Origin of the sequence: Bradyrhizobium sp. JYMT SZCCT0180 (assembly GCF_018130165.1) — a bacterium.
Classification (GTDB): domain Bacteria; phylum Pseudomonadota; class Alphaproteobacteria; order Rhizobiales; family Xanthobacteraceae; genus Bradyrhizobium.
Genome location: NZ_JAFCLZ010000012.1, coordinates 136,712 through 161,275, shown reverse-complemented (window position 1 = coordinate 161,275; position 24,564 = coordinate 136,712). Strand labels below are relative to the sequence as shown.

The window sequence follows — 24,564 nt, the reverse complement described above, 5'->3', positions numbered from 1 at the left end:
CCGGTCTTGATTGATGCTCACCCGATCCGCTTCAATGACGCGCCTGCAGCGGCGCGTCAACAACGACACCGCCCTGCGCGAGCGAGGCCGCCAGTTCAGCCACCCGTTCGACCGCGATGGTGTCCGGAGAAGCCAGCCAGCTCGCCGAAAACGTCAACAGTGGCATCTGCAGGTTGGTCGACAGCAATTGCAGCCTTCCATCCGCGATTTCGCTTTCGACAATCGCTGTCGGAATGACCGCAATGCCGAGGCCTTCGATCGCCATATGTTTGACCGTACCCAGCGAGGCGCTGGCGTGCAGGCGCATCGGCGGCAGGTCGGGCCGGTTGAACAGCGAGCGGACGATCTCGTAAGGCGGCGTCTTGCGCGGAAAGGTGATGATGGGAAACTTGGCGAGGTCATGCACCGACAGCCGTTCCTTGCCTAGCCCGAGCGAAGGACTGGCAAGGAATCCGACCGAATAGTCGCACAGCACCCGGTTGCTGATGGTTGGCCCGGTCACCGGTCCGAGCAGGAACGCCAGCTCGATCTCCTGCGCCAGCAGCCGGTTGCGCAAATTCGAGGTGATGTCGACTTCGATCTCGAGCGAGAGGTTGGGATAGGTGTGATTGACGCTCTTGATCAGCTGCGTCAGGAAAGTGTGGACGATGGTCTCTGCGACGCCGAGCCGCAGCACGCCGCGCATCGCCGAGTGGTCGCCGACCACGGCGAGCATTTCCGAGCGCAGCCCGATCAGTTTCTCGGCATAGACCAGCAATTGCCGGCCGTTCGGTGTCGGCATCACCATGCGGCGCTCGCGCTGTAACAATCTCACGCCCACCTCGCGCTCGAGCTGGGCGATCCGCTGTGAGATGGCGGGCTGGGTGGTATTGAGCTTGTGCGCAGCACCGCGGAAGCTGCCGAGCGTCACCACCCACATGAAGGTCTCGATTGCCTTGAAATCAACCATGCACCCTCTGCCTGCACATCGATAAATTAATTTTATCGATCTTGATTAAAAATCACGATTAGACATTATCATAGCCATATGCGGGAGTAGATGTCGACCCGATTGGAGCTGTTGCAACGATGACCAGCTTGGCAAAGACGGAACGACCCGGTCTCGATACGGCGAATTTATCGCCCAGCGTCGCCGCCCGGCATGCCTGCCGTACCGGCATGGCCGCCACCACGGCCGGCGTCGCCAACGGCTTCGTGCAGGGCAATCTGGTGATCCTGCCGGAAAAGCTGGCGGCCGCGTTTCACCGGTTCTGCCAGCTCAATCCCAAACCGTGCCCGATCATCGGCATGTCCGACGTCGGTGATTTCAGAATTCCCTCGCTCGGCCTCGACCTCGACATTCGCACCGACCTGCCGCGCTACCGCGTCTGGCGCGACGGCGAAGTGGTGGAAGAGCCGACCGACATTACCGCGCACTGGCGCGACGACCTGGTGGCATTCGTGATCGGATGCTCCTATTCATTCGAGGAAGCGTTGCTGGCGGACGGCCTGCCGATCCGCCACATCGAGCGTAAGCTGCGCGTGCCGATGTACCGCACCAGCATCGCCTGCGGCGCGGCGGGCCCGTTCGCGGGTCCCATGGTGGTATCGATGAGGCCGTTCAAGCCGGCGGATGCGATCCGCGCCGTGCAGATCACCTCGCGCTTTCCGTCCGTGCACGGAGCGCCGGTTCATCTCGGTCATCCGCATGCGATCGGGATTGCCGACATCAACAAGCCTGATTACGGCGATGCGGTGCCGGTCGGGGACGACGAAATTCCGGTGTTCTGGGCCTGCGGTGTGACGCCGCAATCGGTCATCGCGGCCGCCAAACTGCCGTTTGCGATCACGCACGCGCCTGGACTGATGCTGGTGACCGATTTGCAGAACAAGGCGCTTGCCGTGCTTTGATGCAGATGGTGCCGATCATTGAGGCTTTACCATAACCGCTAACCGCTTCATCGATGTCAGCCGTTAAAAAGGGGATTTGCAATGACGATCACGCGCCGCAATGTATTGCTTGGAGCCACCGCTGCCGCCGCTCTCGCGCCGATCGCGGCCCGCGCGCAAACGTCCGAAGTGGTGATTGGCGTCACCTATCCGATGTCCGGCGCCAATGCGCAGATCGGCGTCGACGCGCAGCATGCCTATGTCACCGCCACCGACATCATCAACAACAACCATGATTTCGATCTGCCGCTGGCAAAGGAAGTCGGATTGCCCGGGCTCGGCGGCACCAAGATTCGGCTCGTGTTCGCCGACCATCAGGGCGATCCCCAGAAGGGCCGTGCCGAAGCCGAGCGCTTGATTACGCAGGAGAAAGTCTGCGCCATCATCGGCAGCTACCAGAGCTCGGTGGCGGTCACCATCAGCCAGATCTGCGAGCGCTATCAGACCCCGTTTGTCTCGGCTGACAACTCGTCGCCGAGCCTGCATACCCGCGGCCTGAAATTCTTCTTCCGCGCCGCGCCCCACGACGAAATGTTCACCAAGGCGATGTTCGACTTCTACGACGCCTTGAAGAAGAAGGGCACCAAGATCGAGACGCTGGCCCTGTTCCACGAGGACACGATCTTCGGAACCGACTCCGCGAACGCGCAGATCAAGCTTGCGAATGAGCGCGGCTACAAGATCGTTGCCGACATCAAGTACCGCTCCAATTCGCCGTCGTTGTCGGCCGAGGTCCAGCAGCTCAAGTCGGCGAATGCCGACGTGCTGATGCCCTCGAGCTACACCACCGACGGCATCATGCTGGTCAAGACCATGGCTGAACTCGGCTACAAGCCGAAAGCCATCGTGGCGCAGGCCGCGGGCTTCTCCGAGAAAGCGCTGTACGACGCCGTCGGCGACAAGCTCGAAGGCGTCATCACCCGCGGCAGCTTCTCGCTCGATCTCGCGGCCAAGCGGCCGATGGTCGGCAAGATCAACGATTTGTTCAAGGCGAAGTCGGGCAAGGACCTGAACGACAACACCTCGCGCGAGTTCATGGGCCTGATCGTGCTGGCGGACGCCATCAATCGCGCCAAGTCGACCGATGGTGAAAAGATCCGCGCGGCGCTGGCCGCGACCGAAATCCCGGGCGAGCAGACCATCATGCCGTGGAAGCGCGTGAAGTTCGACGAGCTCGGCCAGAACAACGACGCCGATCCGGTGCTGTTGCAGTATATCGGCGGCAAGTTCGTCACCATCTCCCCGCCGCAAGGCGCGGTCGCCGAGGCCGTCTGGCCGATGAAGTAACGATCGGATACGGGGGCGGGGGACATGACAGCCGAGACCATTATCCAGAGCCTGGCGAGCGGCCTTTTGATGGGGCTGCTCTACGGGCTGATTGCGGTCGGCCTCGCGCTGATCTTCGGCCTGATGGACGTCGTGAATTTCGCCCATGGCGAGTTCCTGATGATCGCGATGTACGCGTCGTTCTTCCTGTTCGCGTTCTTCGCGATCGATCCATTGCTGGCGGCGCCGCTGGTCGCGGCGGCGTTGTTCGTCTTTGGCGCCGTGGTCTATCTCCTGATCGTACGCTTCGCGGTCAGGGCCAAGGCCAATGCCGGCATGGTGCAGATCTTCTCCACCTTCGGCCTTGCGATCGTGATGCGCGGCGTGGCGCAGTTCTTCTTCACGCCGGATTACCGCAGCGTCACCCATTCCTGGTTCGGCGGCAAAACCGTCTCGATCGGCGGCATCTTCCTGCCGCAGCCGCAACTGATCGGCGCGGCGGTGGCGATGCTGGCCTTCGGCGGGCTCTATTACTTCATCAACCGAACCGACTTCGGCCGTGCGCTCGAAGCCACCCGCGAGGACGCCGGCGCGGTGGCGCTGGTCGGTATCGACAAGAATCGCGTGTTCGCGCTGGGCTGGGGCCTCGGTGCGGCGCTGGTCGGCCTGGCCGGCGCCATCATGTCGATCTTCTTCTACATCTATCCCGACGTCGGCGCGTCGTTTGCGCTGATTGCGTATGTCACGGTTGCGCTGGGCGGCTTCGGCAGCGTGTTCGGCGCCTTTGCCGGCGGCATCATCGTCGGCCTGGTCGAAGCCTCCACCGCGCTTCTCCTGCCGCCGTCACTGAAGTCGGTCGGCATCTATGCGGTCTATCTCCTGGTCGTGTTCGTGCGGCCGCGCGGCCTGTTCGGATCGATGTGATGGATACGGATTTCGCAAAACGCCGCCGCCGCGACCTGATCGTCGCATTCTGCCTCGCCGCCATCGCGGCCGTGGTGCCGCTGTTCGTCAAGGACTCCTACGTCCAGAACATCATGGTGCTGACGCTGATGTGGGCGGCGCTGTCGCAGAGCTGGAATATCCTCTCCGGCTATTGCGGACAGATCTCGCTCGGTCACGCGCTCTATTTCGGGATCGGCGCCTACACCACGACGCTGCTGTTCACCAAGTTCGGCGTCCTGCCGTGGTTCGGTATGCTCGGCGGCGGCCTGATATCGGCTCTCATCGCGATGGGGCTGGGCTATCCCTGCTTCCGCCTGCGCGGGCATTACTTCGCGATCGCGACCATCGTCATTGCCGAGATCGGGCTCCTGCTGTTCCACAACTGGGATTGGGCGGGCGCGGCACTGGGCATCGAGATTCCCGTGCGCGGCGACAGCTGGCTCAAATTCCAGTTCGCGCGCAGCAAGCTGCCGTATTTCTACTTTGCGCTGGCGCTGGCCTGCGTCGCCTGGTTCGTCACCTGGTGGCTGGAGGATTCGAAATGGGGCTATTGGTGGCGCGCGGTGAAGGACAATCCGGACGCCGCTGAAAGCCTTGGTGTCGTGGTGTTCAATTCCAAGATGGGCGCTGCCGCGGTGTCGGCGTTTCTGGTCGCGGTCGGCGGCAGCTTCTATGCGCAGTTCGTTTCCTATATCGATCCCGAGAGCATCATGGGCTTTCACATCTCGCTGCTGATGGCGCTGCCCGCGGTGCTGGGTGGCATCGGCACGCTGTGGGGGCCGATGCTGGGGGCCGTCATCCTGATTCCGGTCACGGAACTGACGCGGTCCTACGCCGGCGGCTCCGGCCGCGGCGTCGACCTGATCGTCTATGGCGGCTTGATCATCGCGATCTCGCTGGCGCGGCCGCAAGGCCTGGTCTCGCTGTTCGCACCCAAGCGCAAGGAGGCGACGCGATGAGCACGCCCTTGCTGGAAACCCGCGGCGTCTGGCAGCGCTTCGGCGGGCTCGTCGCCAACAGCGACGTCTCGATCTCGGTCGAGCGCGGCGAAATCGTCGGCCTGATCGGGCCGAACGGCGCCGGCAAATCGACGCTGTTCAATCTGATCGCGGGCGTGCTGCCGCCCACGCAAGGCTCGATCTGGTTCGACGGCGAAGACGTCACCGCGCTGCCGGCCGCCGAGCGCTGCGTGCGCGGCGTCGCCCGGACCTTTCAGGTTGTGAAAAGCTTCGAGACCATGACCGTGATCGACAACGTCATTGTCGGCGCGCTGGTTAGAAACACCGTGATGCGCGTGGCGCGGCAGAAAGCCCATGAGGTGCTGGATTTTTGCGGCCTCGGCGCGCGCGCCAATGTGCTCGCCAGCGATCTGGTCCCGTCGGAAAAACGCCGCCTCGAGGTGGCGCGCGCACTGGCAACCGAACCGAAACTGTTGCTGCTCGACGAATGCCTGACCGGCCTGACCCCGCTCGAGGCCCAGACCGGCGTCGAACTGGTGCGCAAGGTGCGTGACACCGGCGTTACCATTCTGATGGTCGAGCACGTCATGGAAATCGTGATGCCGCTGGTCGACCGCGCCATCGTGCTCGATCTCGGCAAGGTGCTGGTCGAGGGCAAGCCAAACGACGTCGTTCGCGATCCGAAAGTCATTACCGCCTATTTGGGGGATCGTCATGCTGTCGGTGCATGAAGTCACCACCGCCTATCAGGGGCTGGTCGCGATCTCAGCTGTCACGATCGAGGTCGCCAAGGGCGAGGTCGTCTGCGTCGCCGGCGCCAACGGGGCCGGCAAGTCGACGCTGCTGAAATCGATCGCCGGTGCCGAACGTCCGCGCTCCGGCACCGTCACCTTCGACGGCGAGCGGATCGACGGCCTGGCGCAGCATGTCATTACCTCGCGCGGCATCGCCTATGTGCCGGAAAACCGCCGGCTGTTTCCCAGGCTCTCGGTGCGCGACAACTTAAGGCTCGGCAGTTACCTCTATCGCGGCGAAGCCGACCGCGAGGCGCCGCTGGATCTGGTCTTCAAGCTGTTCCCGCGGCTGTCGGAGCGGCTGGATCAGCGCGCCGAAACGCTGTCCGGCGGCGAGCAGCAGATGCTGGCGATCGGCCGCGCGCTGATGACGCGGCCGCGGCTGTTGATGCTGGACGAGCCCTCGCAGGGCATCATGCCTAAACTGGTCGATGAAATCTTCCAGGCGGTGAAACGCATCCGCGACACCGGCATGACCGTCTTGATCGTCGAGCAGCGGATGGCCGAGTGCCTCGAAATCGCCGACCGCGCCTACATCCTGCAAACCGGCCGCGTGCTGATGCAGGGCAGCGCGGCCGACATCAGAACCAATCCGGATGTGCGGAAGGCGTATCTGGGATTGTGATGATCTCGTGTCCCGGACGCGGTGCAGCGTGGAACGCTGCTCCGCAGAGCCGGGACCCATGGCGGTATCACACGATGGACCCCGGATCAGCAGCGCACCGCTTCGCGCTGCGCAGCATCCGGGGGAACGCAACGTCACTATTCGTGATGCTATGGCAGGAGCTGTAGCCCGCAAGAGCGGAGCGATATGCGGGACCATACCCGGATGTCGCTTTGCTCATCCGGGCTACGGCAGCTACCGGATGACCTCGACCTTCGCCGCCATGTCCGGCCACCGGCCTACGCGGTAGGTCGCGTTGCTACACCTGAGAACCCACACCTCGTAGTCCGGCTTCGAACGCTTGGCGTCCCTTACGGCGCCGAGCGCCTTGTCGCAGGTATAGCCCTGCGAGCGAATCTGTACCGCCAGCATGCTCTGCGCCGTCTCTTGCGCCAGCGCTGTCGAATCCGACAGGCCGATCAGGAACAGAAGTCCGAAAGCGAAACCAATGAATTTGAACATGAGCATCCTCCGCGCATTATCAGTGGCTGTGGTCCGGTAGCGTCAATCCAAACGTCTTAGTCAGATCCGCCACCTGTTCCGGCGACAGATATCGCGGGTTCAACCCGCGCAGCAGCAGATACAGTTTCGCCGTCTCTTCCAGTTCCTCGATCGCGAACACCGCCGCTTCCAGCGTGTCGCCGGATACCACCGGGCCGTGATTGGCGAGCAGCACGGAAGAATATTTCCCGGCCAGTCCCTTGATGGCGTCCGCCACCGCCGGATCGCCGGGCCGGAAATACGGCACCAGCGCGGTCTGGCCGCATTTCATCAGATAATAGGGCGTCATCGGCGGCAATGCGGCGCGGGGATCGATCTCCGGCAGCATCGAGAGCGCAACCGAATGGGTCGAATGCAGGTGCACCACGGCGCGCGCCGCGCTGCGGGTTTGATAGAGGGCGGTGTGCAGCGGCACTTCCTTGGTCGGGGCGTCGCCGGAGACGAGTTGGCCGTCGGGCCCTAACCGCGACAGCCTGTTAGGATCGAGCGAGCCGAGCGAGGCGTTGGTCGGGGTCACCAGCCAGCCGCCATCGTCGAGCCTGACGCTGATATTGCCCGAGGAGCCCGGCGTCAGCCCGCGCTCGAACAGCGAGCGGCCGAGACGGCAGATTTCCTCGCGAATTCTGGTTTCGCTCATGGATAAATCCTGTTCCTCCGGCCTTTTCTCACGCTTTGGCAGCGCGGCCAAGCCGTGATACCCAGAGGCAAAGCCGCAAGGGACCGTGGCTCAGAGAAACCCAAGGGAACGCCACAATGCCAGAATCCGCAAAACCGCGCGTCGCCGTCATCGGGCTGGGCTCGATGGGCTTTGGCATGGCCACCTCGCTGCGCCGCGCCGGGTTCGAGGTGACGGGGTGCGATGTCTCGCCCGAGTCCGTCGCGCGGTTCGTCGCCGATGGCGGCCACGGCGCCAAAACCCCGGCGGAAGCCGCCAAGGCGGCCGATATCGTCGTCAGCGTCGTCGTCAATGCGGCGCAAACCGAAACCATCCTGTTTGGCGCTGACGGTGTCGCCGAAACCTTGGGGCAGGGCGCTGTCTTCATCTCCTCCGCCACCATGGACCCCGATGTGGCGCGGCGGCTGGCCAAACAGCTGGAGGCGACGGGACGGCTTTATCTCGACGCGCCGATCTCCGGCGGTGCGCAGCGCGCGGCGCAGGGCGAACTCACCATCCTGGCCTCGGGCAGTTCAGCCGCGTTCGCCAAGGCGCGCCCGGCGCTGGATGCGATGGCCGCCAAACTCTATGAACTCGGCGATGCCGCGGGGCAGGGTGCCGCGTTCAAGATGATCAACCAGCTATTGGCCGGCGTGCATATCGCCGCGGCCTCGGAGGCGATTACATTTGCTGCCAAGCAGGGCCTCGACATCAAGAAAGTCTATGAAGTGATCACGGCCTCCGCCGGCAATTCCTGGATGTTCGAGAACCGCATGCCGCATGTGCTCGATGGCGATTATGCGCCGCGCAGTGCGGTGGAGATTTTCGTGAAAGACCTCGGCATCATCCAGGACATGGCGCGCACGGCGAAATTCCCGGTGCCGGTCGCCGCCGCCGCGTTGCAGATGTTCCTGATGACGGCGGCTTCCGGCATGGGCCGCGACGACGACGCCTCGGTGGCGCGGATGTATGCCCGCGTCACCGGCACGCATCTGCCGGGCGAGCCGAAGTAATCAAGCAGGAAGAGGACAGCACATGCCCCGCTTTGCCGCCAATCTCACGATGATGTTCAACGAGGTCCCGTTCCTCGATCGCTTCGATGCTGCCGCGAAAGCGGGCTTTACCGCCGTCGAATTCCTGTTTCCCTACGATCATCCGGCCGAAGAAGTCGGCAAGCGGCTCACGGGCGCCGGCCTGACGCAGGCGCTGTTCAACCTGCCGCCGGGCGACTGGAATGCCGGCGAAAAGGGTTTTGCGGCGCTGCCGGAGCGTTTCGACGATCTCAAGAACAGCCTGCAGACGGCGCTGCCCTATGCGCAGGCGACCGGCGTCAAGCGGCTGCATCTGATGGCGGGGATTGCCGACCGCGGCGACCGCAAAGCGGTGGAAGCCTTCTATAAGTCAGTGGCGTGGACGGCCGAGTTCTTCGCGCCCCATGGCCTTGACGTGGTGATCGAGCCGATCAATGCGCGCAACGTGCCGGGTTACTTCCTCAACGACTTCCTGTTCGCACGCGATCTCATCACCGAGTTGAAGATTCCCAACCTGAAACTGCAATTCGACATCTACCACTGCCAGATCATCCATGGCGACGTCACCATGCGGCTGCGCGAGATGATGCCAATCATCGGCCACATCCAGATCGCCAGCATCCCCTCGCGCAACGAACCCGATGGCGAGGAGTTGAACTATCCGTTCCTGTTCGCTGAGCTCGACCGGCTCGGCTATGGCGGCTTTGTCGGCTGCGAATATAACCCGCGCGGCAACACCACCGACGGCCTCGGCTGGTTCAAACCCTACGCCGGAGCAAAATCGTGAAATTGTCTTTGGGCTGCATCGCCGACGACTACACCGGCGCCTCCGATCTCGCCAACACGCTGACGCGCTGCGGCCTGCGCACGGTGCAGACCATCGGCGTGCCCGCAGGCGATCTCGCGCTGCCGGAAGTCGACGCGGTCGTGGTCTCGCTGAAGAGCCGCTCGATCGAGGCGGGCCTGGCCGTCACCAGATCGCGGTCGGCGGAGAAATGGCTGCGCGGCCGCGGCGCTGATCATGTGCTGTTCAAGATCTGCTCGACCTTCGATTCCACCGACGCCGGCAATATCGGTCCTGTGATGGATGCGCTGCGCGGCGATTCCGGCGACGCCATCGTGCTGGTGACGCCGGCCTTTCCGGAAACCGGCCGCACCGTCTATCAGGGCAATCTGTTCGTCGGCGCCGTGCCGCTGAACGAAAGCCCGCTGAAGGATCATCCGCTCAACCCGATGCATGATTCCAATCTGGTGCGGGTGCTGGCGCGCCAGAGCCGGACGAAAGTCGGACTGGTCGATCTTGCAACGCTCGCGCGCGGGGAAGCTTCTGTGCGCGCGCGACTTGCCGATCTCGCCGGCAAAGGCATTGGCGCGGCCATCATCGACGCGGTGTTCGACCGCGATCTGGAAACCATCGGCAATGTCGCGCTGGATCATCGACTGTCGGTCGGCGCCTCCGGCATCGGGCTCGGCCTCGCGCGGGCGTTGGTCGCGTCCGGCAAGGTCAAATCCAACGTGACAAAGGCGGACACCGATGCGCCGGTCGGTGGACCGGCGGCGTGCCTCGCCGGCAGTTGTTCGCAGGCAACGCTGCAGCAGATTGCCAATGCCGAAAAGGCGATGCCGGTGCTTCATCTCGATCCCGACCGCATCGTTGCGGGCCCGGATGAAGCGCGGCGTGCGCTGGCATGGGCGAAGGAGCGGATCGGTGACGGCCCGCTTCTGATCGCCAGCAGCTCGACGCCGGATCAGGTCGCAGCCCTGCAATCCCGGCATGGCCGCGATGCAGCCGGACATGCCATCGAGCAGGCGATGGCCGACATCGCGGACGGATTGGTGCAGTCCGGCGTGCGCCGGTTGGTCGTCGCAGGTGGTGAAACTTCAGGCGCGGTGGTCGATCGCCTGGGGATTCCCGGCTTCCTCGTTGGCGCAGAAATCGCTGCAGGCGTGCCGGTTCTGCGCGCGGTGGGTGCGAAAAACGGCGAGATGCTGCTTGCCCTGAAATCGGGCAATTTCGGCGGCGCCGAATTCTTTTCCGACGCGCTCAAGCTGATGCGCTGATCGTCCTACGCCATTCATTTCTCAAAGACTTCTGTCGCGTACCGTATTTCTACGGTGCGCCAAATTAACACAACCTGAGAACGAATAAGTTTCTGCTGCGTGCCAGGCATCTTTGCACCGCCTCGTCGCAATCGGCGCGTCTCCGCGCCCAAAACCAAGAGATTCCAAACCAATGCTCGCGAAGTACTCGATCCGCGCCAAAATCATTACCGTCGTTGCCTTCCTGCTGGTCGCGATGACGGGCATGGGCCTGCTGGCGGTCCGCAACATGCGGGCGATGAACGCCGACACCGTGGATATCACGACCAACTGGATGCCGAGCGTTCGCGTGCTTGGCGACCTGCGCGCCGGCGTCATCACCTACCGCAACGTGATCCGCGAGCACATGCTGGTCGGGACGCTGGAAGGAAAGCAGGCCCAGGAAAAAACCCTGGCGAGCGTGGTCGAGAGCAACAACAAGACCCGCGCGCTCTACGAGCCGATGATCGCCTCCCCGGAGGAGCGTGCGCTCTACAAGGAATGGTCCGACCTCTGGGATAAATACAAGAAGGGCACCGAGGAAGTAATGGCGCTGTCGCGCAACTCCGTCGGCAAGGTCCCGGCTGAGGCGCATGAAATGAACTCGAAGACGGTCAACAAGATCGGGCTCGAGGCCGACGCCGTCCTGAAGAAGAGCATCGACCTCAACAACGCCGGAGCCGACAAGGCTGCCCAGAGTGCGGCTGACAGCTACGCGTCCGCCTTCATGATGCTGGCGGCGATCCTCGGCGCCGCCGTCATCGTCGGCATTGCCGTCAGCATCTATCTGGTTCGCGACGTCTCAACCGGCATCGCTTCCATCGTCACCCCGATGCAGGCGCTGGGCAAGGGCGACCTCAGCGCGGAAGTTCCGCATCAGGGCGAGAAGACCGAAATCGGCGCCATGGCAGACACCTTGCAGGTGTTCAAGCAGGCGCTGATCGCGAAGAAGGCCGCCGACGAGGCCGCGGCCCTCGACGCCGAAGCCAAGATCGAGCGCGGCCGCCGGGTCGACGGCATCACTCGCAATTTCGAATCTGTCATCGGCGAGATCGTCCAGACCGTGTCGTCAGCTTCGACGCAGCTCGAAGCCTCGGCCGGCACGCTGTCGGCGACCGCCGAGCGTTCGCAGTCGCTGACGACAGCGGTGGCGGCGGCCTCCGAGGAAGCTTCCACCAATGTGCAGTCGGTGGCGTCGGCGACCGAGGAACTGTCGTCGTCGGTCAACGAGATCAGCCGCCAGGTGCAGGAATCGGCGCGCATGGCGACCGACGCCGTCGGCCAGACCCGCGTCACCAACGACCGGGTCAGCGAATTGTCGAAGGCGGCGAGCCGGATCGGCGACGTCGTCGAACTGATCAACACCATCGCAGGCCAGACCAACTTGCTGGCGCTCAATGCCACCATCGAGGCGCGCGCCGGCGAAGCCGGCCGCGGCTTCGCCGTCGTGGCGTCGGAAGTGAAGGCGCTGGCCGAGCAGACTGCGAAAGCCACCGGCGAAATCGGCCAGCAGATATCAGGCATCCAGGCCGCGACCCTGGAGTCGGTCAACGCAATCCAGGAAATCAGCGGCACCATCGAGCGGCTGTCGGAGATCTCGTCGACCATCGCCGCCGCGGTGGAAGAGCAGGGTGCCGCGACGCAGGAAATCTCGCGCAACGTGCAGCAGGCGGCGCAAGGCACCCAACAGGTCTCCGCCAACATCACCGACGTGCAGCGCGGCGCGAGCGAGACCGGCTCGGCCTCCTCGCAGGTGCTGTCGGCGGCGCAGTCGCTGTCCGGCGACAGCAACCGCCTCAAGCTCGAAGTCGGCAAGTTCCTGGATTCGGTCCGGGCAGCCTGAACCCGGCCGATTACCGGCGAAGAGCCCGGCTCCCAAGGGAGCCGGGCTTTTGCGTTCTGCAACCCTGCAGCGAAATCCGGTTGGGCTGCTCGGTAGCCTCTACTGAGCTAAAATTAACCAGTGTTCTTTACAAGAGCACCATCTTTACGGCGCGCGCGCTGTTCGCCGACAGCGCGTTTTGGGGAAATTTGGGGTTCGCTGACAATGATCAAGCTCAATCGCATCGGGTATAAACTGGGGCTGGCTGGCGCGGTCGGCATATTGCTGGCGGGCGGCATGGTGGCCAACCAGATGATGTCGGAACGGGCGATCGAGGCGGCAAACAGCCGTGCCGACCGCTCGCAGCGCGTCATCGACGCCGCGATATCAGCCAACCTGAACGGACGGCAGATCGAGCTTGCCGCGCGCAATATCCGCCTGTCGACGAAGGCTGCGGACGTCGAAAGGAACGCGGCCGACCTCAATCGATTGAAGGCCACTGAAACCAAGGCGTTGGATGACGCGCAGGCAATTGCGGCGATACCGGATATCAAGCAGCGCCTGGAGAAAATCAGGTCGCTGATGAATTCCTACACGACCGGCGTCGATGAGCTGGCGAAGACGCAGCTCAATCTCCTCGCGGTGATCGACAAGCGCTCGGCGATTTCGGCTGAATGGACCAAGGCGATCGAGACCCAACTGGCGTCACCCGCGCTGGCAAAACTCGACAACAAGCTCGAGATCGAAAAGCTGCTGCATATGGCCGACGCCAAGGTCAACGCGCTGCGGGCCATGGTCTGGCGGCTGGGCGCCACCGGCGATGTCAGCCTGATCGCCCAGATCGCGAAGACCCAGGCGGCGCTCAAGGCCAATTTCAACCTGTTGCGGGGCGAAGCCGATGACCGCGATTTGCTGGTAGTGGTCAGTTCGCTGGATTCGATCGTTAAACGCTTCCTGGCCGCCAATGACGAAGTGGTCAAGATCGAGGAATTGAAGGCGGACATTGTCGCCAACCGCACCGTCAAGTTTGCCCAGGAGGCGGGCACGCTGATGGATAGCCTCGTCGACATGTCGAGAAAGAACTACGCCACATCGAAGGAAGAAGCTGCCGCCGAGACCGATCAGGCCAGCAAGGTCAGCCTCGCCATGGGTATCGTGGTGATTCTCGCGCTGTTCGCATCGATGGTGTTTTCCTTCCTTGGAATCTCTCGTCCGATGATGCGCCTGAACGGTGCGCTGGGTGAGATGGCCGGCGGCAACCTCGACGTCGTGATTCCCGGCGCGAGGCGTGGCGACGAAATCGGCGACCTCGCCAAGACGGTCACGATCATCAGGGAGAATGCCGAGCAGAAGGCCCGCGACGAAGCCGAGGCCAAGATCACGCAGGACCAGATCGCCGCCCGGCAGCGCAAGGACGACATGATCAAGCTCGCCGATACTTTCGAGACGGCGGTCGGCGAGATCGTCGAGACCGTGTCGTCGGCCTCGACCGAACTGGAAGCCTCCGCCGGCACGTTGACGTCGAACGCCGAGCGCGCCCAGGAACTGACCACGATGGTGGCTGCGGCCTCCGAGGAAGCCTCCACCAACGTGCAGTCGGTGGCATCAGCGACCGAAGAGTTGTCCTCCTCGGTCAACGAGATCAGCCGTCAGGTCCAGGAATCGGCGCGGATGGCCACGGCGGCCGTCGACCAGGCCCGCACCACCAACGACCGCGTCAGCCAATTGTCGAAGGCGGCGAGCCGGATCGGCGACGTCGTCGAACTGATCAACACCATCGCCGAGCAGACCAATCTCCTGGCGCTCAACGCCACCATCGAAGCCGCGCGCGCCGGCGATGCCGGCCGTGGCTTCGCGGTCGTGGCGTCGGAAGTGAAGGCGCTGGCCGAGCAGACCTCCAAGGCCACCGGCGAGATCGGCCAGCAGATATCAGGCATCCAGGCGGCGACCCAGGACTCCGTGAACGCGATCAAGGAAATCAGCGGCACCATCGAAAAGCTGTCGGAGATCTCCTCGACCATTGCCGCGGCCGTGGAAGAGCAGGGTGCTGCGACGCAGGAAATCTCCCGCAACGTGCAGCAGGCCGCCCACGGCACCCAGCAGGTGTCCTCCAACATCACCGACGTGCAGCGCGGCGCCTCCGAGACCGGCTCCGCCTCCACGCAGGTTCTCTCCGCCGCGCAATCGCTGTCGGGCGACAGCAACCGCCTCAAGCAAGAGGTCGGCAAGTTCCTCGACTCGGTGCGCGCGGCCTGACAAAGACAGGATGACGATACGAAAGCCCGGCCTCCGCAAGGGGCCGGGCTTTTTGCATTTGGTTGCCTGCGTTTGCGGAACGGTGGGGTCCGTACTTCTACCGTATCTCAACCCCGCCATCCGGCTGGGCGGCGTGCTGCCCGGCCCGAGCCGGGGCCACCAGCTATGCCAAGGAAGTGAAGGACGGCTGCGCTGCCCGCGTTGGCTATTTGGCCCCGGTTCGGCTAAATCAGCGCGGTTGAACTGGCCCTTTTTGGAATGCCGGTTCTCAGCCTCTCACAGGCCTCGGGATTGCCTCCTAGATGATTGCTCTGGTCCGTATTGCGCTGAGCCGACCCTATACTTTCGTTGTGCTCGCGATCCTGTTGCTGATCATCGGACCGCTGGCCGCGCTGCGCACGCCAACCGACATCTTCCCGGACATCCGCATCCCCGTCATCGGCGTGGTCTGGAACTATACCGGCCTGCCGCCGGACCAGATGTCCGGGCGTATCATCACGCCGTTTCAGCGGGCGCTGACCACGACCGTCAACGACATCGAGCACATCGTCGCCAATTCCTATACCGGCATCGGGATCGTCAAGATCTTCTTCCAGCCGGGCGTCGACATCCGCACCGCCAACGCCCAGGTGACGGCGATCTCGCAGACGATGATCAGGCAGTTGCCGCCCGGCGCGACCCCGCCGCTGATCCTCAATTACAGCGCCTCCACCGTTCCGATCATCCAGGTGGCACTGTCCGGCGAGGGGCTGACCGAACAAAACCTCGCCGATATCGGCATCAACCAGTTGCGTACCCCGCTCGTCACCGTGCCGGGCGCGGCCATTCCCTATCCGTTCGGCGGCAAGCAGCGGCAGGTCCAGATCGACCTCAATCCTGCCGCGCTGCAGGCCCGCGGCCTGTCCGGGCAGGACGTCGCCAACGCGCTCGCCGCGCAGAACCTGATCACGCCGGTCGGCACCCAGAAGATCGGCCAGTTCGAATACACCATCCAGCTCAACAACTCGCCGCTTCGAATGGAAGAACTCGGCGACCTGCCGATCAAGGCGGTGAACGGCGCGATGGTCTATGTCCGCGACGTCGCATCCGTGCGCGACGGCAATCCGCCGCAGACCAACATCGTGCACGTCGACGGCAACCGTTCGGTGCTGATGATGGTGCTGAAGGCGGGCGCGACTTCGACGCTCGATATCATCGCCGGCATCAAGCAGAAGGTGACCGAGGTCAAGGGTTCACTGCCTGACGCGCTGAAGATCGGCTTCATCGGCGACCAGTCGGTGTTCGTGCGCGGCGCCATCGAGGGCGTTGCCGTTGAAGGCGTGATCGCCGCGCTGCTGACCAGCGTCATGATCCTGTTGTTTCTCGGCAGCTGGCGCTCGACCGTCATCATCGCCGTCTCGATTCCGCTGTCAGTGCTGGGCGCCATCATCTGTTTGTCGGCGATCGGCGAGACGCTCAACATCATGACGCTCGGCGGGCTGGCGCTGGCGGTCGGTATCCTCGTCGACGACGCCACCGTGACCATCGAGAACATCAACTACCATCTGGAGCGGGGCAAGCCGGTCGAGCAATCCATTCTGGACGGCGCCAACCAGATCGTGACGCCGGCCTTTGTCTCTTTGCTGTGCATCTGCATCGTGTTCGTGCCGATGTTCTTTTTGCAGGGCGTGGCGCGATTCCTGTTCGTGCCGATGGCCGAAGCCGTCATGTTCGCGATGATCTGGTCGTTCCTGCTGTCGCGCACGCTGGTGCCGACGATGGCGAAGTATCTGCTCCAGCCGCATGTCCATCATGAGGGCGGGCGGCCGCCGACGCGCAACCCGCTGGTGCGCTTCCAGCGCGCCTTCGAGGCGCGGTTCGAGCGGATTCGCGCCGGCTACCACGATCTGTTGTCGATGGCGCTGGGACGGCGGCCGCTGTTCGTCACCGGCTTTCTCGCCGTGGTCGCGCTTTCGTTCCTGCTGGTGCCGTATCTCGGCCGCAACTTCTTTCCGGCGGTCGATGCCGGCAACATCCTGATGCATGTCCGCACCCAGGTCGGCACCCGCGTCGAGGAGACCGCCAACCAGCTCGCCGACGTGCAGAAGGCGATCCGCAAGATCATTCCGCCCGGCGAGATCGAAACGCTCACCGACAATATCGGCATGCCGATCTCCGGCATCAACATGACCTACAACAACACCGGCGTGATCGGACCGGCCGACGGCGACATCCAGATCAAGCTCAGGGAAGGCCACCGGCCCACGGACGAGTACGTCCAGATCTTGCGCGAACAGTTGCCGCGGCTGTTTCCCGGCATGAACTTTTCGTTCCTGCCCGCCGACATCGTCAGCCAGATCTTGAACTTCGGCGCGCCGGCGCCGATCGATCTGCAGATCCGCGGCGCGGACATGAAGGCGAACTTCGACTATGCCAACAAGCTGCTGAGCAAGATTCGCCGCATTCCCGGCATCGCGGACGCGCGCATCCAGCAATCGCCCAATGCTCCGACCTTCAACATCGATGTCGACCGCACCCGGGCGCAATATGTCGGTCTGACAGAGCGCGACGTCACCAACAGTCTCGTGGTCAATCTCGCCGGCAGTTCGCAGGTCGCGCCGACCTTCTACCTCAACCCCGACAATGGCGTGTCCTATTCGATCGTGATGCAGACGCCGCAATACAAGATGGACTCGCTCAGCGCCCTGCAGGCGCTACCCATTACGGCGACCGGCAATCCGCAGGCGCCGATCCTGGGCGGCATCGCGGACGTGAAGCGCTCGGCCTCCAGTGCCGTCGTCTCGCAATACGACATCCAGTCGATGGTGCAGATCTACGCGACGCCGCAGGGCCGCGACCTCGGCGCGGTTGCCGCCGACGTCCGGACCGCGATGGCGGAGACGGCAAAGGATGTGCCAAAAGGAAGTTCGGTGGTGCTGCTCGGCCAGGTGCAGACCATGAACAGCGCGTTTTCGGGCTTGCTGTTCGGGCTGCTCGCCGCCGTGGTGCTGATCTATTTCCTGATCGTGGTGAACTTCCAGTCCTGGTCCGATCCGTTCGTGATCATTACGGCGTTGCCCGCGGCCCTTGCCGGCATCGTCTGGATGCTGTTCACGACGCAGACCACGCTGTCGGTGCCGGCGCTGACCGGCGCCATCATGTGCATGGGCGTTGCCACCGCCAACAGCGTGCTGGTGATCAGCTTTGCGCGCGAGCGTTACGAGGAACTCGGCGATCCCATCGCGGCGGCGCTGGAAGCCGGCTTCGTCCGCTTCCGCCCGGTCCTGATGACGGCGCTCGCGATGATCATCGGCATGACGCCGATGGCGCTCGGGCTCGGCGAGGGCGGCGAACAGAACGCGCCGCTCGGGCGGGCGGTGATCGGCGGCCTGATCTTCGCCACCATCGCCACCCTGATGTTTGTTCCCGTGGTATTCAGTATGGTACACAAGAAACAGGGCGTCATCGCCGACGCCGCACCGGAGACGTCGCATGTCCACTGAACAACGCCCGCCGGTATCGCGCCGGAAATTGGGCCTATTCGGGGTCGTGGCATTGATCGGGGCGGGGCTGATCGTCGCCACCGGCATCCGGGCGCGCGAGGAATCCGGCTCGAAGCTGCGCGAATGGACCGACAATCAGGCGGTTCCGAGCGTCGCCGTCGCGTTCCCCAATGCCCGCGCACTCAACCCCACCATCGATCTGCCGGGCCGGCTCGAAGCCTATTCGCGCGCGCCGATATTCGCGCGCGTCAGCGGCTATCTGAAAAGCTGGAGCGCCGATATCGGCGCCAAGGTCAAGGCAGGCCAGGTGATCGCCGAGATCGAGGCGCCCGACCTCGACCAGCAATTGCTGCAGGCTAGGGCCGATCTCGTGAGCCAGCAGTCGAGCGCGCGGCTGTCGGAGGCCACGCTGAACCGGCGCAAGACGCTGCTCGCCTCGAACTTCGTCTCGATGCAAGAAATCGACGAGCGCACCGCCGACCTCGCCAACAAGAAAGCCGCCGTCAATTCCGGCACCGCCAATGTCGAGCGGCTGGAGGCGCTGGCAGGTTACAAGAAGATCACCGTGCCGTTCGATGGGGTGGTCACCGCGCGCGAAACCGATGTCGGTGCGCTGATCAATGCCGGCGGCGGTTCGGGGCCTGCGATGTTCGTGGTGTCAGACATCACCAAGCTGCGCGTCTATGTCAACGTGCCCCAGAGCTACGTTCCCGCCGTCAGGATCGGTGCGAAAGCCGTGCTGACGATGCCGGAATATCCGAATCGGACTTTTGCGGCGACGGTGGAAGCATCCTCGCAGTCGGTCGATGTCTCCTCGGGGACGACGCGCATGCAGCTGGCGCTCGACAATGCCGGCGGCGAACTGATGCCCGGCGCCTACGCCAATGTACGCCTGCCGCTGGAACGCGACGCCGTGCCGTTGCATATTCCCTCCAGCGCTCTCATTTTCAACAAGGACGGTTTGCGGGTCGCGACCGTCGGCCCCGACGACAAGGTGCTGTTCAAGACCGTCACCATCGCCCGCGATCTCGGCAAGGAGATCGAACTCGCCTCGGGCGTCACCCCCGACGACCGCATCATCACCGCGCCACCCGACGGCATCGCCGACGGCGATCCGGTCCGCGTCGTCGGCGCCGCTGCCAAGGGCAAGCCCACGACGGCGTCGGAAAAGCAGGACGTGAAGGGGTAGGGCTCTTCCCTAACCTCGCCCCGCTTGCGGGGAGAGGTCGGCGCGTAGCGCCGGGTGAGGGGGTACAGGTCCCTCAGCAGTCATTGCTCGCGGAGAGAGCCCCTCACCCCGACCCTCTCCCCGCGAAGAGCGGGGCGAGGGAGCAGAAAGAGTCACCCCACCCGCCACTCCAGCACGCCATCCCCGGCGGTGACGATCTCCCCAACCGAACCGACCGGCGTGCGGTCCATGTTGCGCAGGTACGCGAGCGTCGCGCTGTCGCTCGCCGGCACCCGCGCCAGCGCCCGTGCATCGCCCGCCGTGCGCATCATCACCACGCCGTGCTCGACGTCGCCCTTGCCGCCATAGATCACGGTAAAGCTCTCGACCTTGCCCTTGCCGGTGGCTTCCGTGACGAATTCGGGCACGGCGCCCTTACGGCGGTCGGCCTCGGCCTGCTCGTTGGTGTCCTGCGCCAGAGCCTCTCTCGGCGCCTGCCGCGACAGCACCAGGCCATGATGCTTGGTGACAAAGCCGCCCTGGCCGTAGAGCAGGCCGAGCGTTCCGCCCTCGCGCAGCTTGCGCACCATCGCGCAAGCCGCATGCGTCATATAGGTGTTGAGCGGCGCGCCGAAGAAGGTGAGGCCGCCGGTGACGGTTGGCCTGACGTCCGGGCCGAGGCCGAGCGTCCGCCGCGCCATCTTCGGCACGCAGGGAAAGCAGCTATACAATTCGATCGCGTCGAATTTTTTGCCGTCGCCCTCGACGAGGTCCATCACGGCGTTGAGCACGGCATTCTGCGGATGGCTCTCGAAGAACTGGTCGCGCAGCAGATAATCGCGCGGCTCTTCCGCCGACGCGCCGCCTAACGGATAGATCAGCCGATCCTCGGGCAAGCCGGCGGCGCGCGCCTTTGCCAGCGACGTCATCAGGATCGCGCCGCCCATGTTGACGGTCGGGTTGGCCACCATCAGCTTGGTGTAGGGCCAGGCGATCAGCCGGTTTTCCGGCGTCGGCGTTGTGATCTCGTCCGGCGTGAAGTTTTTCTTCAGCCAGGAGTTGGGATTCTCCGACGCCACGCGCGCATAGGTCGACCACAGTTGTCCGGATTCGGCCAGCGCCTCGCGCGGCGTCTGGCCCCAATGCGCTGACGTCGCGGACTCATACAAGGGATAGACGGTGATGGGACGGAACACGCCGAGCGTCACCGCCATCGGCTTCTGGAACGCTGCGCCGCGCTTCGGTTCCTCGACGTCATGGGCGAATGGCGTCCATGGCAGGTCTATATTTGCCCGCTGTGCTTTGGTCGCGGTCGACTGCGCCTCGGCGCCGCACACCGCCGCGACGCTGCATTCGCCGCGCGCGATGCGTTTGGCGGCTTCATGCAGATAGCGGATCGGGCTCTCGCCGCCGACCGGGCCGTAATAGCAATGCGCCGGCGTGGCGCCGAGCCGCTCGGCGAGTTGTTTCTCCGGATCGCGGTAGCGCCAGCTCAGGAAATTGACCACGTCGATCGAGCCGAGTTCGCCGAGCAGGTTAGCGCCGCTGTCCGCCTCCGCGCGCTTCAGCGCCTGTTCCAGCAGCGCGAGCGGTTCGAGCCCGGCGGCAATGTCCTTCGGCCGGTCGACGATTTCGCCGACGCCGACGATGACGGGAATGCGGTCTTCGGGGAGGGATGTTGGCATTTTTTCTTGCTTTGCTTTTCGGGACACGAACTCCGACCTCATCCTGAGGAGCCGCGCAGCGGCGTCTCGAAGGATGGGCCACGGGCCTCATGGTTCGAGACGCGCGAAGACGCGCTCCTCACCATGAGGAATAGATATCACTCCTCCATCAACGCGTTCATATGCTCGACCGCGTCGACAAAATCTTCCTTGAATTCCTGCACCACCGCGCCGGCGGATTTGACGCTGTCGATCAGGCCGACGCCCTGGCCGACGAAATAGCTGACGAGGTCGCGCGCCTGGACGTTGCCGGCAGCCGCGGCGCGGTCGATCGAGTTGAAGGCGTCGCGGCTGATGATGCTTTGCAGCGGCATCGGCAGCGCGCCGGGGCTGTCCGGCCCGCGGTCCCAGGCATCGGTCCATACCGAGCGCAACTGCCGGGCGGGCTTGCCGGTGCGGCCCTTGGAGCGGATCGCGTCGCGCGAGGACGCCGCGATCATCTTCTCGCGGAAAATTTCGGAGGTCTCGGACTCCACCGTCGCGAGCCACACCGAACCGGTCCAGGCCCCGGCCGCGCCCATCGCCATGCAAGCGGCCATCTGGTGTCCGGTCATGATGCCGCCCGCCGCCAGCACCGGCACGTTGCGGATCGGCTTGATCGCCTTGATCACCTCCGGCACCAGCACCATGGTCGAAACTTCGCCGCAATGGCCGCCGGCTTCCGTGCCCTGCGCCACCAAAATATCGACGCCGGCTGCGACCTGCCGAAGCGCGTGCTCCTTGGAGCCGATGAGGGCCGCGACCGGCACGTCGTGCTTGCGGCCCATCTCGATCATCGCCTTCGGCGGCACGCCGAGCGCGTTGGCGATCAGCCTGATCGGATGGCGGAAGGAAACGTCGAGCAACTCCAGCGCGATCTCGGCGTCAAACGGCTGCGGCTGGTTGTCGGCGACACTCTCGGTCGTGAGTTCGATGTTGTATTTCTTCAGGAGGTTGCGGGTGAAATCACGGTGCTCTTGCGAAACTCGCTTCTCCAGGCTTTTCCAGGTGAGGTTCTTCTCGCCGGCGGTCGAAATGTTTTCCGGGATCAGCACATCGATGCCGTAGGGCTTGCCGTCGACGTGGTCGTCGATCCATTTCAGTTCCTGCTCCAGCGTCTCCGGCAAGAAGCGGGTCGCGCCCAGCACGCCAAATCCGCCGGCACGGCTGACGGCCGCCACCACGTCGCGGCAATGGCTGAAGGCCAGCAGCGGAAACTCTATTCCCAGCATGTCGCAGATCGGCGATTTCATGGTCGTATCCGTTCCTTGGGGCGGCTTTGACGCCGCTCGTTGTTGGTTTTTGTTTGCCGTGCTGACCCGACGCTAGCCCATCAGGGGCTGGGATGCCAAGCGCTCTTCGACCTCATCCTGAGGAGCGGCGTCTTCGCCGCGTCTCGAAGGATGCAGGCCCGTCTGGGGCCTCATGGTTCGAGACGCGCGAAGACGCGCTCCTCACCATGAGGGGCAGCGAACATTCCACGTCACAAAATATGCAAAGCAAGGCCGCCGATTTGTGTCTTGCGCTTTGGCGCTATCGAGAGAATGCTGTCCGGCAAATCAAGAATTCGCAAGGGAGTTTTCATGTCCGCATCGCCATCCGTTTCCGGAAAAGCTTCCGAGAGCTACGACGTCGTCGTGGTCGGTGCAGGCTTTGCCGGCATGTACATGCTGCATAAACTGCGCGGGCAGGGGTTTTCAGCGCGCGTCTATGAGCAGGGCGATGGCGTCGGCGGCACCTGGTACTGGAACCGCTATCCCGGCGCGCGCTGCGATGTCGAGAGCATGCAGTATTCCTATTCGTTCTCCGAAGAGCTGCAGCAGGAATGGGACTGGAGCGAACGCTACGCGCCGCAGCCGGAGATTTTGAAATACGCCAACCACGTCGCCGACCGTTTTGGTCTCCGTCCCGACATCCAGTTCAACACAACAGTCGAACGCGCCGAGTTCGATGAACGCACCAATCTGTGGTCGGTCGCGCTCTCCGACGGCAAGATTGTGACCGCAAAATTCGTCGTGCTCGCCACCGGCTGCCTGTCGAACGCACGGATGCCGGAGATCAAGGGCCTCGATCGCTTTGAAGGCAAGGTCTATCACACCGGCCACTGGCCGCATGAAATCGTCGATTTCACCGGCCAGCGCGTCGGCGTTATCGGCACGGGATCGTCGGGCATCCAGTCAGTGCCTGTGATCGCCGAGCAGGCCAGCCACCTCACGGTGTTTCAGCGCACCGCGAACTTCTCGATTCCCGCCCGCAACGCCATGTTGACCGAGGAGGAGCGGCAGGCGTTCCGCGCCAAATATCCGGAAGTCAGGCAGTTTGCGCGCACGGAATCGCGCAACGGCATCTATACCGAGATGCCCGACCGCGGCGCGCTCGATGACGGCGACAACGAGCGTCGCTCGAAATACGAAGCGCGCTGGACCCGCGGCGGGCTTACCTTCATGTCCGTCTACAACAACCTGGCGCTGGACCAGACCGCCAACGACACCGCCGCCGACTTCGTCCGCGAGAAGATTGCCGAAATCGTCAAGGATCCCGAGAAGGCAAAATTGCTGCAGCCGAACAATCATCCGATCGGTTCAAAACGCATCTGCATCGATACCGAGTATTTTGCGACCTTCAACCGTCCGAACGTGACGCTGGTCGACATCAAGTCCAATCCGATCGAGGAGATTACGGCGAGTGCCGTGCGCACCGGCGGCAAGGACTACGAAGTAGATGCATTGGTGCTGGCGACCGGCTTCGACGCGATGACGGGGTCGGTCGCAAAAATCGATATTCGCGGCCGCAATGGACAGACGCTGAACCAGAAATGGGCCGAGGGGCCGCGCACCTATCTCGGCCTGATGAGCGCCGGCTTTCCCAATCTCTTCGTCATCACCGGTCCCGGCAGCCCATCGGTGCTGTCGAACATGATCGTCTCGATCGAGCAGCATGTCGATTGGATCACCGGCTGCGTGAGCTATATGCGCGACCGCGGCTTTGAGGCCATGGAGGCCAAGAAGGACGCCGAGGATAATTGGGTCGCCCACGTCAACGAGGTCGCCTACACCACGCTCTATCCGCAGGCCAATTCCTGGTACATGGGCGCCAACGTCCCCGGCAAGCCGCGGATCTTCATGCCCTATATCGGCGGCGTCGGGCCGTACCGTCAGATCTGCGACGACGTTGCGGCGAAGGGGTATGAGGGCTTTGCGCTGACGGGTGCGGAGCAGCCGAGGAAGATGGCGGTTTCGTCATGAGTTTTATCCGTCATGCCCGGGCTTGTCCCGGGCATCCACGCCTTGCTTTCTGTGTTGTTGCAAAG

At 63.7% G+C, this 24,564-nt stretch carries 19 protein-coding genes; 14 read left to right on the top strand and 5 right to left on the bottom strand.

What is annotated here, in order from left to right; translation table 11 throughout:
- Positions 1-31: 31 nt before the first annotated feature.
- Complete coding sequence (locus tag JQ641_RS19050) at positions 32-949, bottom strand: LysR family transcriptional regulator (RefSeq protein ID WP_211997515.1); 918 nt, start codon at positions 947-949, stop codon at positions 32-34.
- A 119-nt stretch (positions 950-1,068) separates the two neighbouring features.
- Between JQ641_RS19050 and JQ641_RS19045 the strand changes: the two genes are divergently transcribed.
- The 6 genes from JQ641_RS19045 to JQ641_RS19020 all read left to right on the top strand — a co-directional run bounded on the left by JQ641_RS19045 (position 1,069) and on the right by JQ641_RS19020 (position 6,518).
- A complete protein-coding gene (locus tag JQ641_RS19045; protein WP_211997514.1) occupies positions 1,069-1,890 on the top strand; it encodes a putative hydro-lyase in 822 nt (273 codons plus the stop codon).
- Between the two features lie 81 nt (positions 1,891-1,971).
- Positions 1,972-3,216, top strand: a complete 1,245-nt coding sequence (locus JQ641_RS19040; protein WP_211997513.1) for an ABC transporter substrate-binding protein — start codon at positions 1,972-1,974, stop codon at positions 3,214-3,216.
- 24 nt (positions 3,217-3,240) lie between these two features.
- Positions 3,241-4,119, top strand: a complete 879-nt coding sequence (locus JQ641_RS19035) for a branched-chain amino acid ABC transporter permease (RefSeq protein ID WP_192737284.1) — start codon at positions 3,241-3,243, stop codon at positions 4,117-4,119.
- Positions 4,119-5,099 (top strand): branched-chain amino acid ABC transporter permease, encoded by a 981-nt coding sequence (locus tag JQ641_RS19030; protein ID WP_192737285.1) that lies wholly within the window; start codon positions 4,119-4,121, stop codon positions 5,097-5,099. Before JQ641_RS19035 ends, JQ641_RS19030 begins: the two co-directional genes overlap by 1 nt.
- Positions 5,096-5,830: an ABC transporter ATP-binding protein gene (locus JQ641_RS19025; protein ID WP_211997512.1), complete on the top strand. Its 735-nt coding sequence runs from the start codon at positions 5,096-5,098 to the stop codon at positions 5,828-5,830. Before JQ641_RS19030 ends, JQ641_RS19025 begins: the two co-directional genes overlap by 4 nt.
- Positions 5,814-6,518, top strand: coding sequence for an ABC transporter ATP-binding protein (locus JQ641_RS19020; protein WP_211997511.1), 705 nt, complete (start codon positions 5,814-5,816; stop codon positions 6,516-6,518). Before JQ641_RS19025 ends, JQ641_RS19020 begins: the two co-directional genes overlap by 17 nt.
- 234 nt (positions 6,519-6,752) lie before the next feature.
- Here JQ641_RS19020 and JQ641_RS19015 read toward each other — a convergent pair whose 3' ends face one another.
- The gene (locus JQ641_RS19015; protein WP_211997510.1) at positions 6,753-7,019 is read right to left on the bottom strand and encodes a hypothetical protein; all 267 of its coding nucleotides are present in this window, start codon (positions 7,017-7,019) and stop codon (positions 6,753-6,755) included.
- A gap of 19 nt (positions 7,020-7,038) precedes the next feature.
- Positions 7,039-7,695: a 3-oxo-tetronate 4-phosphate decarboxylase gene (gene otnC, locus JQ641_RS19010; protein ID WP_211997509.1), complete on the bottom strand. Its 657-nt coding sequence runs from the start codon at positions 7,693-7,695 to the stop codon at positions 7,039-7,041.
- Positions 7,696-7,730: 35 nt separating this feature from the next.
- On the opposite strand from otnC, the gene ltnD reads away from it, so the two are divergent.
- The 7 genes from ltnD to JQ641_RS18975 all read left to right on the top strand — a co-directional run bounded on the left by ltnD (position 7,731) and on the right by JQ641_RS18975 (position 19,572).
- Positions 7,731-8,726, top strand: a complete 996-nt coding sequence (gene ltnD / locus JQ641_RS19005) for an L-threonate dehydrogenase (RefSeq protein WP_249150536.1) — start codon at positions 7,731-7,733, stop codon at positions 8,724-8,726.
- Between the two features lie 22 nt (positions 8,727-8,748).
- On the top strand, positions 8,749-9,531 hold the full coding sequence (gene otnI, locus JQ641_RS19000; RefSeq protein ID WP_211997508.1) for a 2-oxo-tetronate isomerase: 783 nt from the start codon (positions 8,749-8,751) through the stop codon (positions 9,529-9,531).
- On the top strand, positions 9,528-10,805 hold the full coding sequence (otnK, locus tag JQ641_RS18995; protein ID WP_211997507.1) for a 3-oxo-tetronate kinase: 1,278 nt from the start codon (positions 9,528-9,530) through the stop codon (positions 10,803-10,805). The genes otnI and otnK overlap by 4 nt, the downstream gene beginning before the upstream one ends.
- A gap of 172 nt (positions 10,806-10,977) precedes the next feature.
- Positions 10,978-12,666 carry a methyl-accepting chemotaxis protein gene (locus JQ641_RS18990; RefSeq protein ID WP_211997506.1) on the top strand — a complete coding sequence of 563 codons (1,689 nt, stop codon included), beginning with the start codon at positions 10,978-10,980 and terminating at the stop codon, positions 12,664-12,666.
- Between the two features lie 207 nt (positions 12,667-12,873).
- Positions 12,874-14,901, top strand: coding sequence for a methyl-accepting chemotaxis protein (locus JQ641_RS18985; RefSeq protein ID WP_211997595.1), 2,028 nt, complete (start codon positions 12,874-12,876; stop codon positions 14,899-14,901).
- 302 nt (positions 14,902-15,203) lie between these two features.
- Complete coding sequence (locus JQ641_RS18980; protein ID WP_211997505.1) at positions 15,204-18,383, top strand: efflux RND transporter permease subunit; 3,180 nt, start codon at positions 15,204-15,206, stop codon at positions 18,381-18,383.
- Positions 18,373-19,572, top strand: coding sequence for an efflux RND transporter periplasmic adaptor subunit (locus JQ641_RS18975; RefSeq protein ID WP_211997504.1), 1,200 nt, complete (start codon positions 18,373-18,375; stop codon positions 19,570-19,572). The genes JQ641_RS18980 and JQ641_RS18975 overlap by 11 nt, the downstream gene beginning before the upstream one ends.
- Before the next feature lie 152 nt (positions 19,573-19,724).
- On the opposite strand, the gene JQ641_RS18970 is transcribed toward JQ641_RS18975, so the two are convergent.
- Together JQ641_RS18970 and JQ641_RS18965 are read right to left on the bottom strand one after the other, a co-directional pair.
- Positions 19,725-21,236, bottom strand: a complete 1,512-nt coding sequence (locus JQ641_RS18970) for an acetyl-CoA acetyltransferase (protein WP_211997503.1) — start codon at positions 21,234-21,236, stop codon at positions 19,725-19,727.
- A 137-nt stretch (positions 21,237-21,373) separates the two neighbouring features.
- Positions 21,374-22,507, bottom strand: coding sequence for a nitronate monooxygenase (locus JQ641_RS18965; RefSeq protein WP_211997502.1), 1,134 nt, complete (start codon positions 22,505-22,507; stop codon positions 21,374-21,376).
- Positions 22,508-22,837: 330 nt separating this feature from the next.
- Here JQ641_RS18965 and JQ641_RS18960 point away from each other — a divergent pair, with 330 nt between their 5' ends.
- On the top strand, positions 22,838-24,499 hold the full coding sequence (locus JQ641_RS18960; RefSeq protein ID WP_211997501.1) for a flavin-containing monooxygenase: 1,662 nt from the start codon (positions 22,838-22,840) through the stop codon (positions 24,497-24,499).
- Positions 24,500-24,564 lie beyond the last annotated feature (65 nt).

Coding starts and splice junctions, on each gene's coding strand:
- JQ641_RS19025 (WP_211997512.1), top strand. CDS start 5,096: ATGAGCACGCCCTTGCTGGAAACCCGCGGCGTCTGGCAGCGCTTCGGC.
- JQ641_RS19050 (WP_211997515.1), bottom strand. CDS start 949: ATGGTTGATTTCAAGGCAATCGAGACCTTCATGTGGGTGGTGACGCTC.
- JQ641_RS18975 (WP_211997504.1), top strand. CDS start 18,373: ATGTCCACTGAACAACGCCCGCCGGTATCGCGCCGGAAATTGGGCCTA.
- JQ641_RS18980 (WP_211997505.1), top strand. CDS start 15,204: ATGATTGCTCTGGTCCGTATTGCGCTGAGCCGACCCTATACTTTCGTT.
- JQ641_RS19035 (WP_192737284.1), top strand. CDS start 3,241: ATGACAGCCGAGACCATTATCCAGAGCCTGGCGAGCGGCCTTTTGATG.
- JQ641_RS18965 (WP_211997502.1), bottom strand. CDS start 22,507: ATGAAATCGCCGATCTGCGACATGCTGGGAATAGAGTTTCCGCTGCTG.
- otnI (WP_211997508.1), top strand. CDS start 8,749: ATGCCCCGCTTTGCCGCCAATCTCACGATGATGTTCAACGAGGTCCCG.
- JQ641_RS19020 (WP_211997511.1), top strand. CDS start 5,814: ATGCTGTCGGTGCATGAAGTCACCACCGCCTATCAGGGGCTGGTCGCG.
- JQ641_RS18990 (WP_211997506.1), top strand. CDS start 10,978: ATGCTCGCGAAGTACTCGATCCGCGCCAAAATCATTACCGTCGTTGCC.
- JQ641_RS19015 (WP_211997510.1), bottom strand. CDS start 7,019: ATGTTCAAATTCATTGGTTTCGCTTTCGGACTTCTGTTCCTGATCGGC.
- JQ641_RS19030 (WP_192737285.1), top strand. CDS start 4,119: ATGGATACGGATTTCGCAAAACGCCGCCGCCGCGACCTGATCGTCGCA.
- JQ641_RS19040 (WP_211997513.1), top strand. CDS start 1,972: ATGACGATCACGCGCCGCAATGTATTGCTTGGAGCCACCGCTGCCGCC.
- JQ641_RS19045 (WP_211997514.1), top strand. CDS start 1,069: ATGACCAGCTTGGCAAAGACGGAACGACCCGGTCTCGATACGGCGAAT.
- otnC (WP_211997509.1), bottom strand. CDS start 7,695: ATGAGCGAAACCAGAATTCGCGAGGAAATCTGCCGTCTCGGCCGCTCG.
- JQ641_RS18970 (WP_211997503.1), bottom strand. CDS start 21,236: ATGCCAACATCCCTCCCCGAAGACCGCATTCCCGTCATCGTCGGCGTC.
- JQ641_RS18960 (WP_211997501.1), top strand. CDS start 22,838: ATGTCCGCATCGCCATCCGTTTCCGGAAAAGCTTCCGAGAGCTACGAC.